The organism is Ruegeria atlantica (assembly GCF_013033965.1).
Taxonomy (GTDB): domain Bacteria; phylum Pseudomonadota; class Alphaproteobacteria; order Rhodobacterales; family Rhodobacteraceae; genus Ruegeria; species Ruegeria atlantica_D.
In genome coordinates this window covers 338,783-360,060 of the sequence record NZ_WQFE01000003.1, presented here as the reverse complement: position 1 = coordinate 360,060, position 21,278 = coordinate 338,783, and the positions used below count along the sequence as shown (strand labels likewise).

The following is a 21,278-nucleotide window of genomic DNA, read 5'->3' as shown; positions in this document are numbered from 1 at the left end:
TGAGTTTTATGAATTTGATTTGATGCCCCGGTCATGAGACACGGGGCGTCTCTATTTTTAACGGCCCCTAATGGCCTTTTGGGAATACCCCCATGACAAATGCGCTCAATAAACTTCTGGAAACAAAAGATGCTTTGCTGGCTGACGGTGCCACGGGCACGAACTTGTTCAATATGGGTCTGCAATCAGGTGACGCGCCTGAGCTGTGGAATGTCGACGCACCGGACAAAATTCGGGCATTGTATCAGGGCTCGGTGGACGCAGGCAGCGACCTGTTTCTGACCAACACCTTTGGCGGCACATCTGCCCGCCTGAAACTGCACGATGCGCACAATCGGGTTGGCGAGCTAAACCGGATCGGCGCTGAACTGGGCCGTGAAGTGGCGGACAAGGCCGGACGCACAATTGTTGTCGCCGGCTCGGTCGGTCCGACCGGTGAGATCATGGAGCCGGTCGGTAGCCTGTCCCACGCTGGCGCTGTCGAGATGTTTCATGAGCAGGCTGAAGCACTGAAAGAAGGCGGCGCTGACGTTCTATGGGTCGAAACAATCAGCGCGCCCGAGGAATTCAGAGCGGCGGCCGAGGCCTTTGCGCTGGCCGACATGCCCTGGTGCGGCACCATGAGCTTTGATACCGCCGGGCGCACCATGATGGGCGTGACATCCGCTGATCTGGCCCAACTGGTCGAAACACTACCCAATCCGCCGATTGCCTTTGGGGCCAACTGCGGCACAGGCGCGTCAGACATCCTGCGCACCGTGCTTGGATTTGCGGCGCAGGGCACGGAACGCCCGGTGATCTCCAAAGGCAACGCGGGTATCCCGAAATATGTCGATGGCCACATTCACTATGACGGCACACCCGAATTGATGGGCCAGTACGCACAAATGGCACGGGATGCAGGTGCCACGATCATCGGCGGTTGCTGCGGCACCATGCCGGATCACCTGCGCAAAATGCGCGAAGCGTTGGACTCTACCAGCCGTGGTACGCGCCCGACGCTCGAACAGATCACGGACGCCTTGGGGCCGTTCTCATCGGCCTCGGACGGCACCGAAGCCGATGCGGCCGCGCCCGAGCGGCGCAGTCGTCGCCGTCGTCGCGCTTAAATCGTTCAGCGCCCCTCGAATTTCGGGGGGCGTTTTTCCATGAAGGCAACGACGCCTTCGGCAAAGTCGCGTGAGCGGCCGCAATCCCCCTGCAAATGCGCCTCCATCTCCAGTTGCTGCGGCAGAGTATTGTCGTAGGTTCCGCGGATTGCCTGTTTGATTGCGCCAAACGCTGTGGTCGGGCCATTGGCCAGATACGCAGCCCGCTTGCGCCAATGCGTGGCGAAATCGTCGTCGGCCACCGCTTCCCAGATCATACCCCATTCGTCCGCCTGTTTGGCGCTGATCTTGTCGGCAAAAAGCGCTGCGCCCATGGCCTTGGCGAAGCCCATCTGGCGTGGCAGGAACCAAGTACCCCCTGCATCCGGGATCAGGCCTATGCGGGAAAATGCCTGCAGGAAGTATGCGCTTTCGGTCGCAATAACCACGTCAGCGCTGAGCGCTATGTTCGCCCCGGCTCCGGCTGCCGGTCCATTGACTGCTGCGATGGTTGGGACCGGGCAGTTGTAGATGGATTCCAGCATCGGATCGTATTCGTCGCGTAGCGTTCGTTCCAGATCGATCCGTCCTGTGCTGGACGAATCTCCCAGATCCTGACCCGAGCAAAAGGCACCGCCCGCCCCGGTCAGAACGATCGCCCGCGCGTGGCGGGCAGCATGGGTCATCGCATGAGTGACTTCGGCCCGCATCTGCGCCGTCAGCGCGTTCAGCTTGTCGGGTCGGTTCAGGGTTACCACAGCCAGATTGTCAGTGATATCCAGCAGTATAGCCTCATAGTCCATGTAGTCCTCTCCCCATGCTCACGACTTGGTGAACCCTGACTCAAATACAGGCGAAGGGAAAGAAATACGGGGGGTCAGTCGTCAAGAATCTGGCGCAAGCGCTCTTTCTCGGCTTCGCTGAGACTGTCTTTGCCTTCAACGCCTGCAGCCTGAGATCGATTGCGCAGAAAATTCCAACCCATTGCGGCGGCGATCAAAAGCATGATCGGTCCAGCAAGCCAAAGCATCAGGTTCGAGCCGGTGACCGTCGGCTTCAACAGGACATATTCACCATAACGATCCACGATAAATTCGACCGCTTCCTTGTCCGTATCCCCTGCAACCAGCCGCTCACGCAACAGCAGGCGCAGGTCACGGGCAAGTTCGGCATTGCTTTCGTCGATACTTTCGTTGCGGCAAACTAGGCAGCGCAGACCCGTGCTTAGGTCGCGCGCGCGCTGTTCCAGAACCGGGTCTTCCAGCACCTCGTCCGGCTGTACTGCAAACAAAGGCGATGCGATCAAAATGAAAATGAGGATCAAACGCGTCATTCTGCCGGTACTCCGCCCGGGGGTGTTTTGCGCGCACCTGCTGCCACCCGGAACCGGCGGTCAGACAAGCTGAGGAGTCCGCCCAGAGCCATAAGGATACAGCCGCCCCAGATCCAGTTGGCCAGTGGTTTGATGTAAGTCCGCATGACCCAGCCGCCATCAGCTTGTTGATCTCCGATCACGACATAGAGGTCACCAAGGAAACGATAGTCGATGGCTGCTTCGGTGGTTGGCATCCGCGCCACCGGGTAATTGCGTTTCTCAGGATGCAACGTGCCCATGGGCCGCCCGTTCTTTTCGACCTGTACATCCGCAGTGGTTGAGAAATAGTTGGGCCCTTGCACGTCGCGGACATTTTCAAGCGTCAGTGTGAACTGCCCAACTTCAAACGGCTGACCGGGCTGTGCCACGCGAATATCTTCAACCTCCCAAGCGGTCAGACCGGCGATGGCAAAGATTGTCACACCTAAACCGGTATGGGCCACAGCCTTGCCCCAGTCCGCGCCAGGCAAGCGGAACAAGCGCTGGAGACTGCCATTGCGCCCCGTGCGACTCCACAGGTCTACGGCCGCACCGAAGGTGACCCATGCCCCCAAAAACAGCCCGATTGGCCCAAGAGCACTGCGTTCGGTCTGCATAACCCATACCAACAGGGCCAGTGCGACAGACAAGATGAACACATAGCGCAGGGAATAGGCCGATTTGCCCAGTTTTCCACGCTTCCACGGCAACATGGACCCTATTGGCAATGCAATGCCCAGGGCCACCATGAAGGGCGTAAAGGCCGCATTGAAGAAAGGCGCTCCGACCGAGAGTTTACGGTCGAACGCCATCTCGGCCACCATCGGCCACATCGTCCCGAAGAACACCACGAAACAACTGACAGCCAGCAAGATGTTGTTCAGAACCAACGCGCTTTCACGGCTGACCATGCTGAACACACCTTTCGCCTCCATCGCTTGCGCGCGGGCTGCGAATAGGGTCAGTGCCCCGCCGATGAAAAGCACCAGAATGATCAAGATGAAAACACCGCGTTCGGGGTCATTTGCAAAGGCATGAACCGACGTCAGCAAACCTGACCGCACGATGAACGTCCCGATCAGCGAAAAGCCAAATGCGATAATCGCCAACAGGATGGTCCAGCTTTTTAAGGCTTCGCGTTTTTCGACCACGATGGCAGAATGCAGCAGCGCTGCGGCAAGAAGCCATGGCATGAACGAGGCGTTTTCTACCGGGTCCCAGAACCAGAAACCGCCCCAACCCAATTCGTAATAAGCCCACCACGACCCAAGTGCGATCCCAATGGTCAGGAATATCCATGCGGCCAGTGTCCACGGACGTACCCACCGGCCCCACGCGGCATCGACGCGCCCCTCGATCAGGGCAGCAACAGCAAAGCTGAATGCCATGCTGAGACCCACATAGCCCAGGTACAGGAACGGCGGATGGAAGGCTAACCCAGGGTCCTGCAACAGCGGGTTTAGATCGCGACCGTCAAATGGGGCGACGATCAGGCGATCAAATGGGTTCGATGTGAACAGGATGAACGCAAAGAAAGCGACCGCAATCATCGACTGAACCGACAGAACCCGCGCTTTCAACGTCGGTGGCAAGCCGCCACCGAAAAAGGCCGCCATCGCTCCGAACAGCGACACGATAAGAACCCACAGCAGCATCGAACCCTCGTGGTTTCCCCATGTTCCGCTGATCTTGTACAGCATCGGCTTGGCCGAATGACTGTTCTCGACGACCACGCGCAGGGAAAAGTCCGACGTCACGAAAGCCCAGACCAGGGCACCGAATGAAAAAGACACCAGCAGGAACTGAACGATCGCGGCAGGTTCCGCGAAATTCATCCAACCGACCCAACGTTTGGCTGCGCCGATCAAGGGTACGACCGACTGCACGATGGCGACGAGGAACGCGAGGATCAGGGCAAAGTGGCCGAGTTCTGTAATCATGCCCCGGATATAATCCTGTTGCGTGACAAGCACCAATCACTTTCGGCCCCTTACGGCGAACATAGTGTCGCGGGTCAGACCGGCCGCTCGCGCCGCCACGCCTCCAACGCAGGGTTATCGTCAGGTTTCACGACTTCATCAGCCAAATCCGCGTCTGGTCCCAATTCAGCCGCGCCAACGCTGTCGCTGCGCATCGCTTCAAGCACCTTGAGGTTCTTTAAAACCTGCGGCGTGCGCATCATAGTAGTCGAGATTTCCCGGTGCAGCTCCTGTACTTTGGCCTGATGCCGCGCGCCGAAGTAAAAAGACACGATCACCCCCAACAACCACCACAACGGCTCGGGCACCAGGGCGATCCCCTGCATACGGGCCGAAAACCAGATCGGATCGACCATGGCCGCCACGAAAAGACCCAGCGTCCCTAACGCCATCGCCGGTCGAGGCAGACGGTTTAGGCCGTCGATAAACCGATCAAAAGGAGCTTTCACAGCGCCCTGAAATTCTGCCCCGAACTGACTGACGGCCTGCTGTCGGGTCAGCAAACTTCTTTCGGCACCGCTTTCGGCGTTTTCCCGAAAGATTTCGGCCGTTTCACGTATGATATTACGCTCATTTCCAAACAAAAATGCCAACAGGCCCGAGATCAGTCCCATCCTGAAACCCTCTTTCGAAATTCTGCTTCTGTCAGGTGATAAGAAGGCGAAACGAACTCTTCCGCTCGCTTTATCCATCCCCCTTTTCCGCCCGCTCTGCTGCGCGCGTATTTTCTGGATGCGGCCCGACGATCTGCGAGGCGGAAGTAGTAATTGCGGCGCGCGATCCCATAGGCATCCGCGAAAGTAACCGGATCTGGCTTTGCCGCGTTTTCGCACGCCAGGACGGTCTGAGGGCCGACAACGCCGTCGACCGCCACGTTAAAGCGCATCTCTCGCAATAGACGCTGCAGAATGCGAACTGCCTGCGCACCGGCGTTGACATACATGTCGAACACCGATGGCTGGATGATCGCGGGCAAAAGCGCCAGGCGCGGAAGCTCGAAATAGTGCCGAACAAAGATATCAATGGCCTGAGCCTTACTGAGACGTCGCACATCCACCCGATCCACCACACCATCGCCGGACAAATCCAGACCCAGACGCCGCATCGTGTGAACCGTCACGCCAAACTTTGTCGCGCCTCCCGGGTCATCAGGATCATCCACGAACCCGCCTTCTCGTCCCACGATATCAGTCGCAATCTGCTGAACCGTCTGCATCAAACCCTCCGCCTATGGTTACGCAAAGGCTCGGGCAAATGTGTTAACCGCGGGAAATGAAAGAGGGCGCTGCATGTCTGTCGCACGCAACGCCCTGTTGGTTTTCCAATAGGCGGATTAGCTCAGCTTTGTTCGTCGCCCTTGTAGACGCCTTGCTCTTTCAGGGCATCCATCACCTCTTTGGGCATGTAGGTTTCATCATGTTTTGAAAGTATTTCAGTGGCTTCGAAGACGCCGTTCACATACGATCCAGTACCTATCATCCCTTGGTTTTCCGAGAACAGATCCGGCAGAACTCCGGTAAATGCGACTTGGACACTTTCGCCGCCATCGGTCACGACAAAGCGCACAGTCTCGCCCTGCCCCCGCACGATCGAGCCCTCTTCGACCAACCCGCCAATCCTAAACACTTCGGTCGGCTGGGGTGGTTCAGCGATCACCTGGCTGGGTGAACGGAAGAAATTGATACCATCCCGCATGGCATACCCAATCAACGCCGTCGATAGAGCCAAAGCGACAGCCGCCAGAACAATGACCTGAATTCGACGACGTTTCTTGAGCGTTTTCATACCGTCCTCACGGGAACAGGGGGGCCATCATCAGACCCCGGGTTTCGTCTTCACCTAACATCAGGTTGGCGTTCTGCAAGGCTTGCCCGCTGCTACCTTTTGTCAGGTTATCCAATGCGCCGATTACAATGGCCCGGCGTTCGATCCGGTCAGCCACCACTCCGATATGGCAGAAGTTAGATCCCCGCACATGATGGGTCGAGGGCGCTTCGCCAAAGGGCAGCATCTGGATAAAGGGTTCTTCTTCATAAGCTTTTGCCAGCGTCTCATATACGCTGCTCGGATCACCCTTGACGTAAGTCGTCGCCAGAATGCCCCGGTTTGCCGGGATCAGATGCGGAGTGAATTGAACATGAACGGTCCGCCCGGCCAAGGCCGAGAATTCCTGGTCGAATTCACCCAAATGCCGATGTGTGCCACCGATAGCATAGGCATTGTACCCCTCGCTCAGTTCGGCATGCAGCAGGTTTTCCTTCAACGAGCGCCCTGCCCCGGACACGGCGCATTTCAGGTCCAGAACAATATCATCCAGATCAATGACACCTGCAGAAATCAAAGGGCGCAGCACATACTGCCCAGTCGCGGCATTGCATCCCGTTCCGGCTACAAGCCTGGCATTGCGGATCTCATCCCGATAAAACTCGGTCAGGCCATAGACGGCCTCTTGCTGCTGCTCCAACGCCACATGCGGGTTTCCGTACCATTTTTCATACTCATCAGGGTCGCGCAGCCTGAAATCAGCAGACAAGTCGACAATCTTCAGAGTCTTGGGCAGATCGCGAATGACCTCTTGGCTGGTTTTATGCGGCAGCGCACAAAAACACAGGTCGATTTGCGAGAAATCAATCTCAGAGATTTTGCAAAGATCCGGCAGGTCCATGTGCCGCAGATGGGGAAAGACCTGAGCCATCGACTGGCCAGCCTTACGCTCGGCGGCCAGAGCGACGATGTCCATATTCGGGTGCTCGGCGATCAGCCGCACCAGTTCTGCGCCGGTATAGCCGGAAGCGCCCAGAATTGCGATTTTGTGGGTCATGTGAGACCTCTTGCTTCAGTTTGTCACAGAGTACGACCGCCGATGTGACGGTCGTTGATTTACGGAATCAGATGGGCACAGTCCTTGACCTAAGTCAGGCGGTCTCGAAGGTGATTTGTCGTCGGAGGAATTGCGTCGCTCGGTCGCTGACAAAAGCGGGCTTGCCCGTGGTCAGAAAACCACCCTCGCCTTCACCCTGCATGGTCGGGTGCCGCTGCAGGTAATCCGCCAAGCTTTCGGCAACCAGATCACCCTGACTGTACACTTGAACATCTTGGCCAAGCGCTTTCTGGAAGGTTTCGGCCATCAGTGGGTAATGGGTGCAGCCAAGAATCGCTGCCTGAGGTTCGGGCATCTTGCGTTTCAGCGCGTCCACATGAGACCGCACGAGCGCCTCTGCCAGGATCATGTCACCGTCTTCGATTGCGTCAACGACACCACCACAGGCCTGCGCTTCGACATCAACGCCGATGGCCCGAAACGCCAGTTCCCGCTGAAATGCCCGGCTGGACACTGTGGCGGGCGTTGCAAACAAGGCGACGTGTTTGACGGCAACTTCGCGTGGCGGGCTATTGTCGCCCCACTGCCGTTCCGTCAGTGCTTCGATCAGCGGCACAAAGACGCCGAGCACGCGTTTGCCTTCGGGCACCCCCTCTTCCTGCATCCGGCGCAACGCCGCAGCACTAGCGGTATTGCAGGCCAGAATCACCAGATCACAGCCCCGATTCCACAGATCGTGCACGGCCTTGCGTGTAAGATCATAGATGTTTTCGGCGTCCCGCACCCCATAAGGCGCGTGCGCGCTGTCCGCGAAATACAGAAAATCCACGTCCGGCAGACGTTTCTGCGCGGCGTTCAAGACGGTCAGGCCGCCCAACCCGGAATCAAAGATGCCTACTGCCATTTGCCCCTTCAGGCGCGATGCCGTTCCTCAAATTCATAGCCGTAGTCATAAGACTTCAGCGGCTTCGGGGACAGCTCATACGTGGCTTTGCGCAAGAAATCCATCATCTTGCGTTTGTCCGTGGCTAACGGGTCCAAAACGTCGCGGGAAATCGGCTCTCCGATGACCACTTTTACCGGCGTATCGACGCGTTTCTTGAACTCTTTGATCAGCAACCCCATGCGCAATGTGTTGTGCAGATGGCTGGCGATCTGGAATAGGCGCGAGGTGTGACCGTCAAAGAAAACGGGCACTACGGTAGCCTCAGATTTGGCCACCATTCTTGCGGTAAACCCACGCCAACCCGGATCCATCGGATGTGAAAACGGTTTTAGGCCCGTGCTGACCGTGCCGCCCGGAAATATCCCTATGGCGCCGCCTTCACCGAGATAGTTCAGCGCGGTTTTTCGGGTTTCAATATTCTGCTTCATCGCCTCTTTCGTTTCATCAAACGATATCGGCAGGATAATGTTGTCTAAGTCTTCCGCTTTCCGAAACACGTGGTTCGCCAGAATGCGAAAATCGCCGCGCGTTTCGGACAAGATGTGCCCCATCATCATCCCGTCCAAAATGCCATATGGATGGTTGGCAATCAGGATTAGTGGCCCTGTTCGGGGGATGTTGGACAGCGAACCGCCGACCACGTCCAGCGAAAGCCCGTACCTCTCAACCATGACCGACCAGAAATCGCGCCCTTCGGCCACCTCTTTTTCATAACCATCCGCGCGCTTGATCAGGCGCATGCGGCCCGTTGTGTTTTCCATCAACTTAATGACCATACGCCCGCCTTTGGTTTCGGCGGAATAGGCATAAGAGATGTCACGAGCAACGTGGCGGCGCGATGGCATTTCGGGCTCCGATACTTGGCACCTGCTAGATAGTGCCAAGTAACAATTTTGCCTAGCTATCGTGACAAGCTTGTGACGTATTATTCGGCCGCCGCTTGCATTTCTGGACCACCGTTCCGAATGTTTGCCAACAATTCCTCGCGCCTTTTCGCGGCCTTAGCCTCGTTTTCCTGCAGTACCGGGCCAAAGCCCTTTATCTCAAGTGGCAGCTTGGCCAAAGCAACAACCGCATCCTTGGTTTGTGCTGTAACCAAGGGCGCTATCTCTTTGAGATCGCGTTCATATTGTCGGATCAAGGCGCGCTCCATTCTCCGTTCGGTGCTGTAGCCGAAGATGTCCAATGGCGTACCACGCAGACCTTTCAATCTGGAAAGAAGCTTTAGTGGACCCAACATCCATTCACCGAAGGCGCGTTTGCGTGGCCGACCTTCTGCGTCCTTGCCACCCAAAATCGGCGGCGCAAGGTGCAGGGTCATTTTGAAGTCGCCATCGAATTCAGCCGCAGCCTGTTCACGACTGCGCAACAATAGCCGCGCAACTTCGTATTCATCCTTGTAGGACAACAGCTTATGATATCCTCTTGCGACAGCTTCTTTGACGGTTTCATCCTCGAAGCTGTCGACTAGCTTGCGATACCGCTTTGCCAAACGGGTGCTTTGGTAGTCGGTCAGATGCTGCGCCCGAAAATCAACTAGTTGACCCAGTGATTTCGGCAGCTCGGCCACTTTTGGTTTCAGAATTGCGGTGACGTCCTGCGGGTGCAGAACTGCCCAGCGGCCGATATCAAACGCGCGCTTGTTGCGCTCAACCGCGGTCCCGTTCAACTCGATCGCACCAATCATCGCTTCATGGCTAATCGGCAACAGACCACGCTGCCAAGCCGCGCCCAAGACCATCATGTTCGAATAGATCGAGTCGCCCATCACTGCGCGTGCCAGATCGGTGGCGTCGAACAGCGACAGACCCTCTTTCAGCCGCGCCTGCAGCGCAAGTTCAAGCCGATCCCCTGGGATTTGGAAGTTTGTATCGCGTGTAAAGTCGCCTGTAACCGTTTCATGGCTGTTTACAACCGCACCGGTTTGTCCCGTGCGTGTTAAACCGAGCGTCTTGGCCCCGGCAGACACAACTAGATCACCTCCGATCAAGGCATGCGCCTCGCCAGTGGCCACGCGAATGGCGCTGATATCCTCGGGTCGGTTGGCAAGGCGGCAGTGGATGTGCACCGCACCACCCTTTTGTGCCAGTCCCGCCATCTCCATCATCCCGGCTCCCTTGCCGTCGATCTGAGCCGCCTGCGCCAACACCGCGCCCAGGGTAACAACACCGGTTCCTCCGATGCCGGTGATGACCACGTTGTGGGTGCCCTTGATCGTTGGAAGCGTAGGCATCGGCAGATCGGGAAGATCGATCTCGGTCGTGGCCTCTTTGCGGATTTTGGCCCCCTCTAACGTCACGAAAGACGGGCAAAACCCCTTCAGGCAAGAGAAATCCTTGTTGCAGCTGGACTGATCAATAGCGCGCTTGCGCCCCAACTCTGTCTCTTTCGGAACAATCGACACACAGTTCGACTGAACACCACAATCGCCACATCCCTCGCAGATGTCCGAGTTGATGAACACGCGCTTGTCCGGATCCGGGAATGTCCCCCGTTTGCGACGGCGACGTTTTTCTGCAGCACAAGTCTGAATGTAAACGATGACCGAAACGCCTTCGATCTCGCGGAACTTCCTCTGTACGTTCATCAGTTCGGCGCGCTCAAAGGTTTCCACGCCGGACGGCATCGCCTTGAAGTTCACGTCTTCTTTTTCGTCGTAAACCACCGCCACGTGCTGAACGCCCATTGCCTTGACCTCGGCCACAATCCGCTCTGCACTCAGGTCGCCTTCGTTGTCCTGCCCGCCTGTCATGGCGACGGCGTCATTGAACAGGATTTTGAAGGTGATGTTTGTTCCAGCCGACAGTGCCGCCCGGATCGCCTGTACGCCCGAGTGGTTATACGTTCCGTCGCCCAGGTTCTGGAACACGTGATCGGTCGTTGAGAACGGCGCCTCGCCGATCCAGTTCGCACCCTCTCCGCCCATCTGGGTGAACCCGGTGGTTTCCCGGTCCATCCACTGCACCATGTAATGACATCCGATCCCCGCATAGGCCCGGCTGCCATCGGGCAGTTTAGTTGAACTATTATGAGGACAGCCCGAGCAGAAATACGGCAGACGCGTTGCAATCTCCTCCGCGTTATCCGCCCGGCGCGCTTCGGAAAGTTTGGCCATCCCGGCGCGTACCCCATCTGTATCGCGCCCTTCCTCGATCAGGATATCGCCCAGCTTTTCGGCGATCATGATCGGGTCCAGTGCGCCGCGTGTTGGGAATAGTTCTTCGCGGTGCAAAGTCCCAGCCCCGCCTTTGTACCAGCCATAAACACGACGGCCGCGACGGTCGTCGAAAATGGCCTCTTTGACCTGAACCTCGATTAGTTTTCGCTTTTCTTCAACGATTACAATCAGGTCCAGACCCTCGGCCCAGTCATGGAACCCTGCCATATCCAGCGGGAAGGTCTGTCCGATCTTGTAGGTCGTGATGCCAAGGCGCTCGGCCTCGGCCTCATCAATATTCAGCAGCGACATGGCGTGGGTCAGGTCCAACCAGTTCTTGCCTGCCGCCACAAAACCGATTTTTGCGCCCGGCTTGCCCCAGACCCGTTTGTCCATCTTGTTCGCATGCGAAAACGTCTCGGCCGCGAACCGTTTATAGTCAATGACCCGCCCTTCCTGCAGGTGCGGTGTGTCGCCCAATCGAATGTTCAGCCCGCCCTCGGGCATGTCGAATTCCGGTACAACCACGTTCATACGATCCGGACTACCATCCACGACCGAGGTGACCTCGATCGTATCCTTCATCGTTTTCAGGCCGACCCAGACACCCGCAAACCGGCTGAGCGCGAACCCGTAGATGCCATAGTCCAGTATTTCCTGCACACCAGCGGGGCTGACCACGGGCATGTACATGTCAACCAACGACCATTCGGATTGATGCAGTACGGTCGAGCTTTCGCCGGTATGGTCGTCGCCCATCGCCATCAGAACGCCGCCATGCTTGGCGGTTCCGGCCATGTTCGCGTGACGCATCACGTCACCGGATCGGTCCACGCCCGGCCCTTTGCCGTACCAAAGCCCAAAAACACCGTCGAACTTGCCATCGCCGCGCAGCCCGGCCTGCTGGCTGCCCCACAGTGCTGTAGCTGCCAGATCTTCGTTCAGACCGAACTGGAAGGTCACATCGCTTTCAGCGAGTTGCTTCTGGGCCCGCATCATCTGCTGGTCCACCGCCCCAAGCGGCGACCCGCGGTATCCGGTAACCAAACCGGCGGTGTTCAAACCCGCCTCGGTATCCCGAGCCTTCTGCATCAGCATGAGACGCACCAGCGCCTGCGTGCCGTTCAAAAGAACGGGGTTTTTCTCAAGATCAAACCGGTCGTTTAGCGATATTTGTGGCTGACTCATCAGACGCCTCCCCTCGTCAGATCAGTGTGCTTCTTTCATACGCATTTTAGGTCAAAAAAGCTGACCTGTATAGGACCTACCACCCTGTTATTGTAACGTTTCAACAGTTTGAATGTAGAACTTGTTACCTATTTCATATAGGGCTTCGGAAGGATAACGAAAGTTGCGGCGATGGATTGGGACAAGTTAAGGATATTTCACGCGGTTGCGGATGCGGGCAGCCTGACTCATGCGGGGGACAAGCTGAATCTGTCCCAATCCGCGGTCAGTCGGCAGATCCGTGCGCTGGAAGAGTCGCTTGATTCGACGCTTTTTCACCGCCACGCCCGCGGCCTGATTCTGACCGAACAGGGTGAATTGTTGTTCGACGCAACATCAGCCATGTCAAAACGTCTGGATGCGGCTGCTGCTCGCATTCGCGACAGCGAAGAAGAGGTGTTCGGGGTTCTGCGCGTCACCACCACGTTTGGCTTTGGCACATTATGGCTGGCACCGCGCCTGCCAAAACTCTACGAACAATACCCCGATCTGAACATCGACCTGATGCTGGAGGAACGTGTTCTCGACTTGCCGATGCGCGAGGCGGATGTCGCCATCCGAATGAAAGAGCCCAGCCAAGCGGATCTGGTTCGAAAACGCCTGATGACCGTTCAGATGCAACTCTATGCAACACCAGAGTATCTGGACGAACGCGGCAGCCCTGAAAGCCCCGAGGACATCTCGAAACACAGACTGATCTGCCAGACACCCTCGGCCCCGCAGGTCGGCGCAAGCGCGATGATGGTCCGGCACTTGATGACCTATAATCCGACCTCGCTGTTGACGGTAAACAACTACTTTGGCGTTTTGCAGGGGGTTCTGCACAACCTTGGCATCGGCGTCCTGCCAGACTACGTGACCCATGACTTTCCGCATCTGCAGTCAATCCTGTCGGACATCGAGACGGCCGATGTCCCGGTTTATCTCGCCTACCCCGAGGAACTACGTCATTCGAAGCGTGTTGCGGCGTTCCGCGACTTTGTTCAGGATGAGATCATTGCGCAGCGCAAGCAGTTGAAGCAGATGGGAAAACTGTAGCTATGCACCAATGGCATAGCGGGATTGATCTACGGTCAGTCTTAAAAACCTTGATAGTCCACGGACCGCTCCCTAAATGAGCAATCGAAGGCGGTGATGCTGAAACGCTCATCATCTTCATACCTCCCTGTTGGACTACGGCCGAGCTTAGTGCTCGGCCTTTTTTTTGGCCACAACATAAAACTCATATCCGAATGAGTGAAACATCTGGGAAAATCGGGCACTTAAGCCTATGATCACGAAAAAATCATCAAGACTTATGGTCGAGGACAGATTCGATGTTTCACCTCACTCGCCTGCTGATGGCGTTGTTTTCCATTGCGCTTTTGTCTGGTCCCGCTCTGGCTCAGGTCAGTAGTACCTCAAGCACACCCTCTACGGTCACGATCCCCGAGGATCTGACACCCGAACAAGTCGATAGCATGGTCGCTCGTATGTCCGACGACCAGGTCCGCGCGATCTTGCTGGAGCGATTGGACGCAGTCGCCGAAAAAAACGCCGCCGAAGCGGAAGAGCGCGAAGACCCAATCACGGAAATCAATGAGATTTGGGCCGAAATGGTGGCGTCATGGACTCAGGTGATCGTCACAATTCCAAACTTGTTCAGTGCGCAAGCCGAAGCTTTCAAAAACTTCTCGGCAACCTTTGGCACAACCGGCGCGTTTAAGCTGCTGGGCCTGATCCTCAGCGTGCTCGTCGTTGGCTTTCTGGCGGAAAAGCTGTTCGAATTCCTGACCCGACGGTGGCACGAACATTCAGAAATTGGCGATGAAAACGACCTTTGGGGCGCCGTCAGTTACCTGTTCCGTCGCTTTTGCCGCGAGATTGCGGGGTTGGTCGTATTTTATGTCGTCATCCGTGCGGTTGGTCGCGGCCTTCTGACGCCTGAACAAATCACCTATGCGGCACCTTTCGTTTTCTACCTGATCTGGATTCCACGTTTGGGTGCGGCGGCCTCGCGGTTTGTTCTTGCGCCAAGCAAGCCTCATTACCGGTTGGTCAACATCGATGATCATTGGGCGAAATACCTGCACCGCAATCTGATCGGTCTACTTATACTGGTCGGCTTCACGCTGTTCGTACTTCATTTCAACAGGCTGAACGGTATTACCAGCGACGAAACACGCATTGGTTTCTGGCTAAACCTCGCGATCCACATATATATCGGCGTCATCGCCTGGACCGCGCGTGAAGGCCTGTCGCAGATGATGCTGGGAACTGACCCTGATCACACCAAATTTGATGAGGAAGTTGCCCACTACTACCCCTATTTCGCTATTGGCGTTTCGGCGGTGATCTGGCTGCTGGTCGAGTTTGTGGTTGCGCAGCGTAATCCCTCGTCCTTGGCGCTGCTGGTCAAGGGCGCACATTTCACCACCATGGCTTGGCTGCTGGTCGCGCCTGCCTTGGATACGCTGATACGTGGGCTGGTTCGCCATCTACAACCGCCCATGTTGGGTGAAGGTCCGGTGGCCGAGCAGGCATACAAATCTACCAAACGCAGCTATATCCGGATTGGTCGGGTACTGGCTGGCATCCTTGTCATCCTGATGATCGCCCGGGCCTGGGACCTCGACCTCAGTGAAATTGCGGGCGGTGCGGATGAGTCCGGCAGCAAGGTCATCCAGTTCTTCATCATCATTGCCGTCGGCTACATCCTGAACGAAATTGTGTCGCTCTGGATCAACCGTCGCCTTGCGAAAGAGCAGACTGCTGTTGAACAAAGTGCCGATCAAGAAGCGGGCGAAGGCGGCGGTTCCGGCGGATCACGTTTGGCGACGGTTCTGCCCCTGCTGCGTGTGACAGCACAGGTCGCCATTGCAGTGATCTTTGCCCTGCTCGCACTCGGTGCACTGGGTCTTGATATCACGCCGCTGCTCGCTGGTGCCGGTATTCTTGGTCTGGCCATCGGCTTTGGTGCGCAGAAACTGGTCTCTGACATTGTCGGCGGGATTTTCTTCCTAATCGACGATGCGTTCCGGGTAGGTGAATATGTCGATATCGGCGGCACCATGGGAACGGTCGAAAAGATCTCGATCCGTTCGATGCAGCTGCGCCATCACCGCGGTCTGGTTCACACCATCCCCTATGGTGAGATTCAAAAGATCACGAACTTCAGCCGTGACTGGGTCATCATGAAGCTCAAATTCACCGTTCCCTTCGATACGGACCCGAACAAGGTGAAGAAGATCTTCAAAAAGATCGGTGCCGAGATGATGGAGGACGAAGTTCACAAGGACGGCTTCCTGCAACCCTTCAAATCTCAGGGTGTGTTCGACTTTGACGATGTCGGCATGATCATCCGCGGTAAGTTCATGGCAAAACCCGGCAAGCAGTTCACCCTGCGCAAAGAGATCTTCAACCGGGTCAAAGCCGCTTTCAAAGAAAACGGCATCGACTTTGCCCGTCGCGAAGTGCGTGTTGCGATCCCGGGACTGGATGAAGCGGAAAACCTGACCGAAGAGCAAAAGGCGGCAGTTGGCGCTGCGGCTGCAGATGCGTCCAAGGCGCAAAACCCGGCCTAGCGACACCAGATCAACTGCTGATTGGTCAGTAGCTGAAGCCCGCACACACAAAACAATGGACGGAACCGGCCCCCTCGCCGGTTCCGTTTTTTACTTTCACAATTGGACTGCGCTGACTTGACCCTTTCCACAGGCGGCACCTTGCCCTAAAAGGCCCGCAATCCCGGCCAACCTGGACAAGGACACACGATGCAAGAGCCCGCCATCACCCCGGATCTGATTGCCGCACACGGGCTAAAGCCCGACGAATACGACATGATCCTCGAGATCATCGGGCGCGAGCCGACATTTACCGAGCTCGGCATCTTCTCGGCCATGTGGAACGAGCACTGTTCCTATAAGTCTTCCAAAAAATGGTTACGCACCCTGCCCACCTCGGGGCCTCAGGTGATCTGCGGGCCGGGTGAGAACGCCGGTGTCGTCGATATCGGCGACGGTCAGGCGGTGGTGTTCAAGATGGAAAGCCACAACCACCCCTCGTATATCGAGCCCTATCAGGGCGCGGCCACTGGCGTTGGTGGCATTCTGCGCGACGTTTTCACCATGGGCGCGCGTCCTATCGCATCCATGAACGCACTGTCTTTTGGTGAGCCCGGCCACCACAAAACACGCCAACTGGTCAACGGTGTGGTCGAAGGCATCGGGGGCTATGGCAACTGTTTCGGCGTGCCTTGTGTTGGCGGCGAGGTTCGGTTCCATCCCGCCTATAACGGCAACTGCCTTGTGAACGCGTTTGCTGCAGGTCTGGCAGACAGCGACAAGATTTTCTACTCGGCGGCATCAGGCGTCGGAATGCCTGTCGTCTATCTAGGTGCAAAAACAGGCCGCGACGGCGTGGGCGGCGCAACGATGGCTTCGGCCGAGTTCGACGACACCATCGAAGAAAAGCGTCCCACGGTTCAGGTTGGCGATCCCTTCACCGAAAAGCGCCTTATGGAGGCCACGCTGGAGCTGATGCAGACCGGTGCCGTGATCTCGATTCAGGATATGGGCGCTGCGGGTCTGACCTGTTCTGCCGTTGAAATGGGCGACAAGGGTGGCCTTGGCGTACGTCTGGACTTGGAAAACGTTCCGCAGCGCGAAGAAAACATGACGGCTTATGAGATGATGCTGTCGGAATCTCAGGAACGCATGCTGATGGTTCTCAAGCCCGAGCTTGAGGCTGAGGCCCGCGCTGTGTTCGAAAAATGGGATCTGGACTTCGCCATCGTGGGCGAGACCATCGCCGAAGACCGCTTTCTGATCGTCCATAATGGCGAGGTCAAAGCCGATCTGGTCTTGTCCAAACTCTCTTCGACTGCACCCGAATATGACCGCCCATGGGAACCAACACCCGAAGCCGAAGAGCTGGCCGAGGTACCCCAGATTGACCCCATCGACGGCCTGCGCGCCCTTCTCGCTTCACCCAACTATGCGGGTAAGCAATGGGTGTACGAACAGTACGACACAATGGTCATGGCCGACTCCGCCCGTACGCCGGGCCTGGGCGCCGGCATGGTCCGCGTTCATGGCACGGACAAGGCGCTTGCCTTCACCAGCGATGTCACCCCGCGCTATGTTCGTGCAAACCCCGTTGAGGGCGGCAAGCAGGCTGTGGCTGAGGCATATCGCAACCTGACTGCCGTAGGAGCCAATCCTTTGGCGACCACCGACAACTTGAACTTCGGGAACCCCGAAAAACCTGAGATCATGGGTCAGTTCGTCGGCGCGATCCAGGGCATCGGCGAGGCGGTCGCCGCCTTGGACATGCCCATCGTATCGGGCAACGTATCGCTCTATAATGAAACTGATGGTCAGGCGATCCTGCCGACGCCGACCATTGGTGCTGTGGGCCTGCTGAATCACACGGACGACATCATCGGCAATGAGGTCCGCGAGGGCCATGTCGCGCTGGTCATTGGCGAGACGAACGGTCATCTTGGTCAATCCGCCCTGCTGGCCGAAGTGTTCAACCGCGAAGACGGCGACGCGCCGCATGTTGATCTGGATGCCGAAAAGCGCAACGGCGATTTCATCCGTACCAATCGCGAGATGATCAAGGCCTGCACAGATCTGGGCGACGGCGGTCTGGCGCTGGCTGCATTTGAACTGGCAGAATCCGCAGGCGTTGGCGTCCACCTCGACGAAGCCTCGACCGAGTTCCTGTTCGGAGAAGATCAGGCCCGCTATCTGGTTGCCTGCAACTTTGATCAGGCCGAGGCTCTGATGATCGCAGCTGGTCAGGCGGATGTTCCGCTGGTGTCTGTGGGCCGGTTCACCGGTGACAGCGTTCGTGTCGGCAACTCGGAAGCCTCGCTGGAGGATTTGGCCGCTACATTCCGCAGTAGCTTTGCAGAAGCGGTCGCCTGACACCAAGCCGATCTTTGAAACACGAAATCTGCGCCCGAACCGGCGCAGGTTTTGTCGTTTCAAGGCCCCTATCCTACCCTTGCACGCCCCGTCCCGGCGCTCTACATCTTGAGAAAGACCTTCAGGAGAAACCTACATGCCGATGAGCGCCCACGAAATCGAAGCCCTACTGCGTGAAACCTTTCCGGATGCGGAAATTCAGGTTGGTGGCAGCGATGGCGTACATATGTCTGCAATGGTCGTTGACGAAAGCTTTCGCGGCAAGAACCGGGTGCAACAGCAGCGCGCAGTCTATGCAGCCCTGAAGGGCAAGATGGACGGCTCGGACGGAGAGCTGCACGCGCTGGCGCTGACGACCAAAGTGCCTGAATGAGCACAACGATTTGGATATACGGCATTTGCGGAGTAATTGCCGTCATCGGCAGTGTCCTTATTGTAAGATCTGTGGTGAACAATAAGCGTTCTGAGAAAATTCGGGGCGTGGAACCTGGTCAAGGCGAGCAATTGATAGACCATGGAACCGTTTTGGGCGGCGGAGGCGGTCACGTGACAGTGTCTCGGGTCACCAGAGACCCTCGGGAGTATGCCAAGGCGATGGCCCCTAAAAAATGAACGGGTGGCTCTTCTGGATAGGCACACTCGCAACATTGATAGTTGCCGCAGCGCTGATCGAAGCCTATGTGAAGCGCAACAGAAAGCGTAAGCTGACCGACATGCGCCCCGACCCGGACAAGATCAGCAAAGTTGGCGGCATTGAAAGATACGGGCTTGATCCGCTTGCTTTGGCACAGGCCGAGCATCGGCGGTTAGAGGAAGAAGGTTGGGTCCCTGACCCGTCACAGGATGAAACGACCGCCCCGGATACGGGTGAAAAGGACAAGTAGAATGACCGACGTTAAGACTCAAATCGACGAAACCGTCAAAGCCAACGATGTGGTGCTATACATGAAAGGCACCAAGGAAATGCCCCAGTGTGGTTTCTCGTCCCGCGTTGCAGGCGTGCTGAACTACATGGGTGTTGACTATGCCGATGTTAACGTTCTGGCTGACGAAGAAATCCGTCAGGGCATCAAGGACTATTCGGATTGGCCGACCGTTCCTCAGCTGTATGTCAAAGGTGAGTTTGTCGGCGGTTGTGACATCATCACCGAGATGACCCTGTCGGGTGAGTTGGACACACTGTTTGACGAGAACGGTGTTGAGTTCAACAAGGAAGCCGCCGACAAGATCCGCGAAGCAAACGCCTGATCAGCGGCTGGTACAATTCTCTAGTACAACCTGCTCACTGGCGGCCCCACTGGCCGCCAGAAAGCTGACGGTCGCATCCCACCCCTTTGAGCGCAGGATATACGATCCGGCCACCCCTTGGGATTCATAGCGAATGCCAGAACCGCTGGGTACCTGCTGCAAGGTAACCAACTGGTTGTCCACCAACATCGCCGCCGCGCTGGAACCGTCAGGTGCATTAAAGTATGCAACCTGCAGCGGAACGCCGTTTTCGCAGGTGAAGGTAACCGGCAGGATGTCCATATCTGCCCAGGCATAGCCGCCATTCAGACTGATCAAACTGGCCAATGCGGCGGTTTTCAACGCATTCATTTCGCCGATTTCTCCTCGACTACCGAGGCCAAAGCCTCGGCGCGTGCGGCCAACTCGGCCAGTGTATCCGTTACCGAAGGCGGGACAACCGCCACCTCGACCCTTTCGGGTTCGGGCTCTGGCCTATTTCGCAGGCTCTGAAGCTCGGCTTCAATCTCAGCCAGTTTGGCCTCAGCCTTTTTCAGCTTGTCGTCGGTGGCCGCAGTTTTGTCGGCCAGCATCAACCCTGCCATCAGCAGCATTCGGGCCTCGGGCATCCGCCCGATCTGATCAGACAGAACCTGCGCCTCGTCGTCCAGCATTTTTGCGGCAGCCTGCAGGAATGTCTCTTCACCGTCCTGGCAAGAAACATCAAAGCCGCGCCCGCCGATATAAATGGTCAATTCGGGCATTACTCTACCTCTCCCTCAGCCAGCTTTGCCTGCGATAGCAACGGTTCAAGCCGGGCCAAAACAGCCTGGGCTTCGGCAGCGTCGGTGGCCTGCGCGGCCTTCGTGGCCTCAAGCTCGGCCACTGTGGCGCGGTTTAGCAATTCGGCATCCGCCAAACCGTCTTTGCTGGCCGCCCGCAATTCATCCACCGAATTGCGCAATTGCTCATTCGCTTTGCGCATACGCTGCAAGTCATCGTCCAAACGAGACATGGCGGCACCGTGGCTGGCACGTTCGGCGCGCAGCATTTCAAGTTCTGCGCTCAACTCTGCGACCCTTTCGCTGTCTGCCAATTCAGACCGCAAGCGTTTGTTCTCTTCCTCAAGCGGCCGAGCTCTGCTCACAACCGCTTTAAGTTCATCGTTTTCCTTTTTCAAAACAACCAGTTCGTCCTGGTTTTCTAACGCAGCTTTGGCCTCTGCCAACTCGGCTCTGGCCGCTTCGACCGCAGCCAGTTTTGCGGTAGCCTCCGACAGTTGCTGACGCAACGCGCCGTTTTCGGGATCTTCGGCAGGCGCTGCTTTCAATGAGTCCATGTCGGCGCGCATTGCGTCGACTTCTTTCTCGTGCCGCTCTTTTAGGGATTTCAGCCGCTCTTCCAGCTGTGCATTGGCAACGCGTTCGTCTTCTAATGCCGTGCGAAGGGTGGTGTCTTCACCGCCGCTGACGGGCACCGTGTCACGCAAAGCGTCGACTCCCGTTCCGATCCTCTCCATCGCGGCAACGATACGGCGCTGTAATTCTTCGATCTGGCTCATGCCCCT

20 protein-coding genes are annotated in these 21,278 nt (G+C 57.0%); 7 read left to right on the top strand and 13 right to left on the bottom strand.

All coding sequences use genetic code 11. From position 1 onward, the window contains the following. The first annotated feature begins 92 nt into the window (after nt 1-92). Nucleotides 93-1,109 carry a betaine--homocysteine S-methyltransferase gene (gene bmt / locus GOW16_RS08080; protein ID WP_170412950.1) on the top strand — a complete coding sequence of 339 codons (1,017 nt, stop codon included), beginning with the start codon at nt 93-95 and terminating at the stop codon, nt 1,107-1,109. A 5-nt stretch (nt 1,110-1,114) separates the two neighbouring features. Here the strand turns inward: bmt and GOW16_RS08075 are convergent, their stop codons facing one another. From GOW16_RS08075 to GOW16_RS08030, 10 genes are all read right to left on the bottom strand, one after another. Then, nucleotides 1,115-1,891 carry an enoyl-CoA hydratase-related protein gene (locus tag GOW16_RS08075; RefSeq protein WP_170412946.1) on the bottom strand — a complete coding sequence of 259 codons (777 nt, stop codon included), beginning with the start codon at nt 1,889-1,891 and terminating at the stop codon, nt 1,115-1,117. 74 nt (nt 1,892-1,965) lie between these two features. Further along, nucleotides 1,966-2,421 (bottom strand): cytochrome c-type biogenesis protein, encoded by a 456-nt coding sequence (locus tag GOW16_RS08070; RefSeq protein WP_170412943.1) that lies wholly within the window; start codon nt 2,419-2,421, stop codon nt 1,966-1,968. Then, nucleotides 2,418-4,382, bottom strand: coding sequence for a heme lyase CcmF/NrfE family subunit (locus GOW16_RS08065; RefSeq protein WP_170412941.1), 1,965 nt, complete (start codon nt 4,380-4,382; stop codon nt 2,418-2,420). The genes GOW16_RS08070 and GOW16_RS08065 overlap by 4 nt, the downstream gene beginning before the upstream one ends. Before the next feature lie 74 nt (nt 4,383-4,456). Continuing rightward, entirely contained in the window at nt 4,457-5,035 is a 579-nt protein-coding gene (locus GOW16_RS08060) for a holin family protein (protein ID WP_170412937.1), read from the bottom strand. Further along, nucleotides 5,026-5,637, bottom strand: a complete 612-nt coding sequence (locus tag GOW16_RS08055) for a holin-associated N-acetylmuramidase (RefSeq protein WP_170412933.1) — start codon at nt 5,635-5,637, stop codon at nt 5,026-5,028. Before GOW16_RS08055 ends, GOW16_RS08060 begins: the two co-directional genes overlap by 10 nt. A 122-nt stretch (nt 5,638-5,759) precedes the next feature. Beyond that, nucleotides 5,760-6,206, bottom strand: a complete 447-nt coding sequence (gene ccmE, locus GOW16_RS08050) for a cytochrome c maturation protein CcmE (protein ID WP_170412931.1) — start codon at nt 6,204-6,206, stop codon at nt 5,760-5,762. Nucleotides 6,207-6,213: 7 nt separating this feature from the next. Continuing rightward, nucleotides 6,214-7,242, bottom strand: coding sequence for an N-acetyl-gamma-glutamyl-phosphate reductase (gene argC, locus GOW16_RS08045; RefSeq protein WP_170412928.1), 1,029 nt, complete (start codon nt 7,240-7,242; stop codon nt 6,214-6,216). A 94-nt stretch (nt 7,243-7,336) separates the two neighbouring features. After that, the gene (gene murI / locus GOW16_RS08040) at nt 7,337-8,146 is read right to left on the bottom strand and encodes a glutamate racemase (RefSeq protein ID WP_170412925.1); all 810 of its coding nucleotides are present in this window, start codon (nt 8,144-8,146) and stop codon (nt 7,337-7,339) included. An 8-nt stretch (nt 8,147-8,154) separates the two neighbouring features. Next, entirely contained in the window at nt 8,155-9,033 is an 879-nt protein-coding gene (locus tag GOW16_RS08035) for a lysophospholipid acyltransferase family protein (protein ID WP_170412922.1), read from the bottom strand. Nucleotides 9,034-9,113: 80 nt separating this feature from the next. Then, complete coding sequence (locus GOW16_RS08030) at nt 9,114-12,533, bottom strand: indolepyruvate ferredoxin oxidoreductase family protein (RefSeq protein ID WP_170412918.1); 3,420 nt, start codon at nt 12,531-12,533, stop codon at nt 9,114-9,116. Between the two features lie 171 nt (nt 12,534-12,704). Between GOW16_RS08030 and GOW16_RS08025 the strand changes: the two genes are divergently transcribed. The 6 genes from GOW16_RS08025 to grxD all read left to right on the top strand — a co-directional run bounded on the left by GOW16_RS08025 (nt 12,705) and on the right by grxD (nt 19,732). Further along, entirely contained in the window at nt 12,705-13,610 is a 906-nt protein-coding gene (locus tag GOW16_RS08025) for a LysR family transcriptional regulator (protein ID WP_170412915.1), read from the top strand. Nucleotides 13,611-13,888: 278 nt separating this feature from the next. Beyond that, nucleotides 13,889-16,135: a mechanosensitive ion channel family protein gene (locus tag GOW16_RS08020; RefSeq protein WP_170412913.1), complete on the top strand. Its 2,247-nt coding sequence runs from the start codon at nt 13,889-13,891 to the stop codon at nt 16,133-16,135. Between the two features lie 189 nt (nt 16,136-16,324). Continuing rightward, the gene (gene purL / locus GOW16_RS08015; protein WP_170412911.1) at nt 16,325-18,484 is read left to right on the top strand and encodes a phosphoribosylformylglycinamidine synthase subunit PurL; all 2,160 of its coding nucleotides are present in this window, start codon (nt 16,325-16,327) and stop codon (nt 18,482-18,484) included. Nucleotides 18,485-18,620: 136 nt separating this feature from the next. After that, nucleotides 18,621-18,857, top strand: a complete 237-nt coding sequence (locus tag GOW16_RS08010; protein ID WP_170412908.1) for a BolA/IbaG family iron-sulfur metabolism protein — start codon at nt 18,621-18,623, stop codon at nt 18,855-18,857. Between the two features lie 235 nt (nt 18,858-19,092). Beyond that, nucleotides 19,093-19,368 carry a hypothetical protein gene (locus GOW16_RS08005; protein ID WP_170412904.1) on the top strand — a complete coding sequence of 92 codons (276 nt, stop codon included), beginning with the start codon at nt 19,093-19,095 and terminating at the stop codon, nt 19,366-19,368. Nucleotide 19,369: 1 nt separating this feature from the next. Next, the gene (gene grxD / locus GOW16_RS08000; RefSeq protein WP_170412901.1) at nt 19,370-19,732 is read left to right on the top strand and encodes a Grx4 family monothiol glutaredoxin; all 363 of its coding nucleotides are present in this window, start codon (nt 19,370-19,372) and stop codon (nt 19,730-19,732) included. On the opposite strand, the gene GOW16_RS07995 is transcribed toward grxD, so the two are convergent. The 3 genes from GOW16_RS07995 to GOW16_RS07985 are packed head-to-tail and all read right to left on the bottom strand — an operon-like array spanning nt 19,733 to nt 21,272. Beyond that, the gene (locus GOW16_RS07995; RefSeq protein WP_170412898.1) at nt 19,733-20,083 is read right to left on the bottom strand and encodes an MliC family protein; all 351 of its coding nucleotides are present in this window, start codon (nt 20,081-20,083) and stop codon (nt 19,733-19,735) included. Further along, nucleotides 20,080-20,475 (bottom strand): cell division protein ZapA, encoded by a 396-nt coding sequence (locus GOW16_RS07990; RefSeq protein ID WP_170412895.1) that lies wholly within the window; start codon nt 20,473-20,475, stop codon nt 20,080-20,082. Before GOW16_RS07990 ends, GOW16_RS07995 begins: the two co-directional genes overlap by 4 nt. Continuing rightward, nucleotides 20,475-21,272, bottom strand: coding sequence for a hypothetical protein (locus GOW16_RS07985; RefSeq protein ID WP_170412892.1), 798 nt, complete (start codon nt 21,270-21,272; stop codon nt 20,475-20,477). Before GOW16_RS07985 ends, GOW16_RS07990 begins: the two co-directional genes overlap by 1 nt. Nucleotides 21,273-21,278 lie beyond the last annotated feature (6 nt).

Bases quoted from the DNA above. Each gene is read 5' to 3' on its own strand.
- bmt (WP_170412950.1), top strand. From the start codon at position 93: ATGACAAATGCGCTCAATAAACTTCTGGAAACAAAAGATGCTTTGCTG.
- GOW16_RS08075 (WP_170412946.1), bottom strand. From the start codon at position 1,891: ATGGACTATGAGGCTATACTGCTGGATATCACTGACAATCTGGCTGTG.
- GOW16_RS08070 (WP_170412943.1), bottom strand. From the start codon at position 2,421: ATGACGCGTTTGATCCTCATTTTCATTTTGATCGCATCGCCTTTGTTT.
- GOW16_RS08065 (WP_170412941.1), bottom strand. From the start codon at position 4,382: ATGATTACAGAACTCGGCCACTTTGCCCTGATCCTCGCGTTCCTCGTC.
- GOW16_RS08060 (WP_170412937.1), bottom strand. From the start codon at position 5,035: ATGGGACTGATCTCGGGCCTGTTGGCATTTTTGTTTGGAAATGAGCGT.
- GOW16_RS08055 (WP_170412933.1), bottom strand. From the start codon at position 5,637: ATGCAGACGGTTCAGCAGATTGCGACTGATATCGTGGGACGAGAAGGC.
- ccmE (WP_170412931.1), bottom strand. From the start codon at position 6,206: ATGAAAACGCTCAAGAAACGTCGTCGAATTCAGGTCATTGTTCTGGCG.
- argC (WP_170412928.1), bottom strand. From the start codon at position 7,242: ATGACCCACAAAATCGCAATTCTGGGCGCTTCCGGCTATACCGGCGCA.
- murI (WP_170412925.1), bottom strand. From the start codon at position 8,146: ATGGCAGTAGGCATCTTTGATTCCGGGTTGGGCGGCCTGACCGTCTTG.
- GOW16_RS08035 (WP_170412922.1), bottom strand. From the start codon at position 9,033: ATGCCATCGCGCCGCCACGTTGCTCGTGACATCTCTTATGCCTATTCC.
- GOW16_RS08030 (WP_170412918.1), bottom strand. From the start codon at position 12,533: ATGAGTCAGCCACAAATATCGCTAAACGACCGGTTTGATCTTGAGAAA.
- GOW16_RS08025 (WP_170412915.1), top strand. From the start codon at position 12,705: ATGGATTGGGACAAGTTAAGGATATTTCACGCGGTTGCGGATGCGGGC.
- GOW16_RS08020 (WP_170412913.1), top strand. From the start codon at position 13,889: ATGTTTCACCTCACTCGCCTGCTGATGGCGTTGTTTTCCATTGCGCTT.
- purL (WP_170412911.1), top strand. From the start codon at position 16,325: ATGCAAGAGCCCGCCATCACCCCGGATCTGATTGCCGCACACGGGCTA.
- GOW16_RS08010 (WP_170412908.1), top strand. From the start codon at position 18,621: ATGCCGATGAGCGCCCACGAAATCGAAGCCCTACTGCGTGAAACCTTT.
- GOW16_RS08005 (WP_170412904.1), top strand. From the start codon at position 19,093: ATGAACGGGTGGCTCTTCTGGATAGGCACACTCGCAACATTGATAGTT.
- grxD (WP_170412901.1), top strand. From the start codon at position 19,370: ATGACCGACGTTAAGACTCAAATCGACGAAACCGTCAAAGCCAACGAT.
- GOW16_RS07995 (WP_170412898.1), bottom strand. From the start codon at position 20,083: ATGAATGCGTTGAAAACCGCCGCATTGGCCAGTTTGATCAGTCTGAAT.
- GOW16_RS07990 (WP_170412895.1), bottom strand. From the start codon at position 20,475: ATGCCCGAATTGACCATTTATATCGGCGGGCGCGGCTTTGATGTTTCT.
- GOW16_RS07985 (WP_170412892.1), bottom strand. From the start codon at position 21,272: ATGAGCCAGATCGAAGAATTACAGCGCCGTATCGTTGCCGCGATGGAG.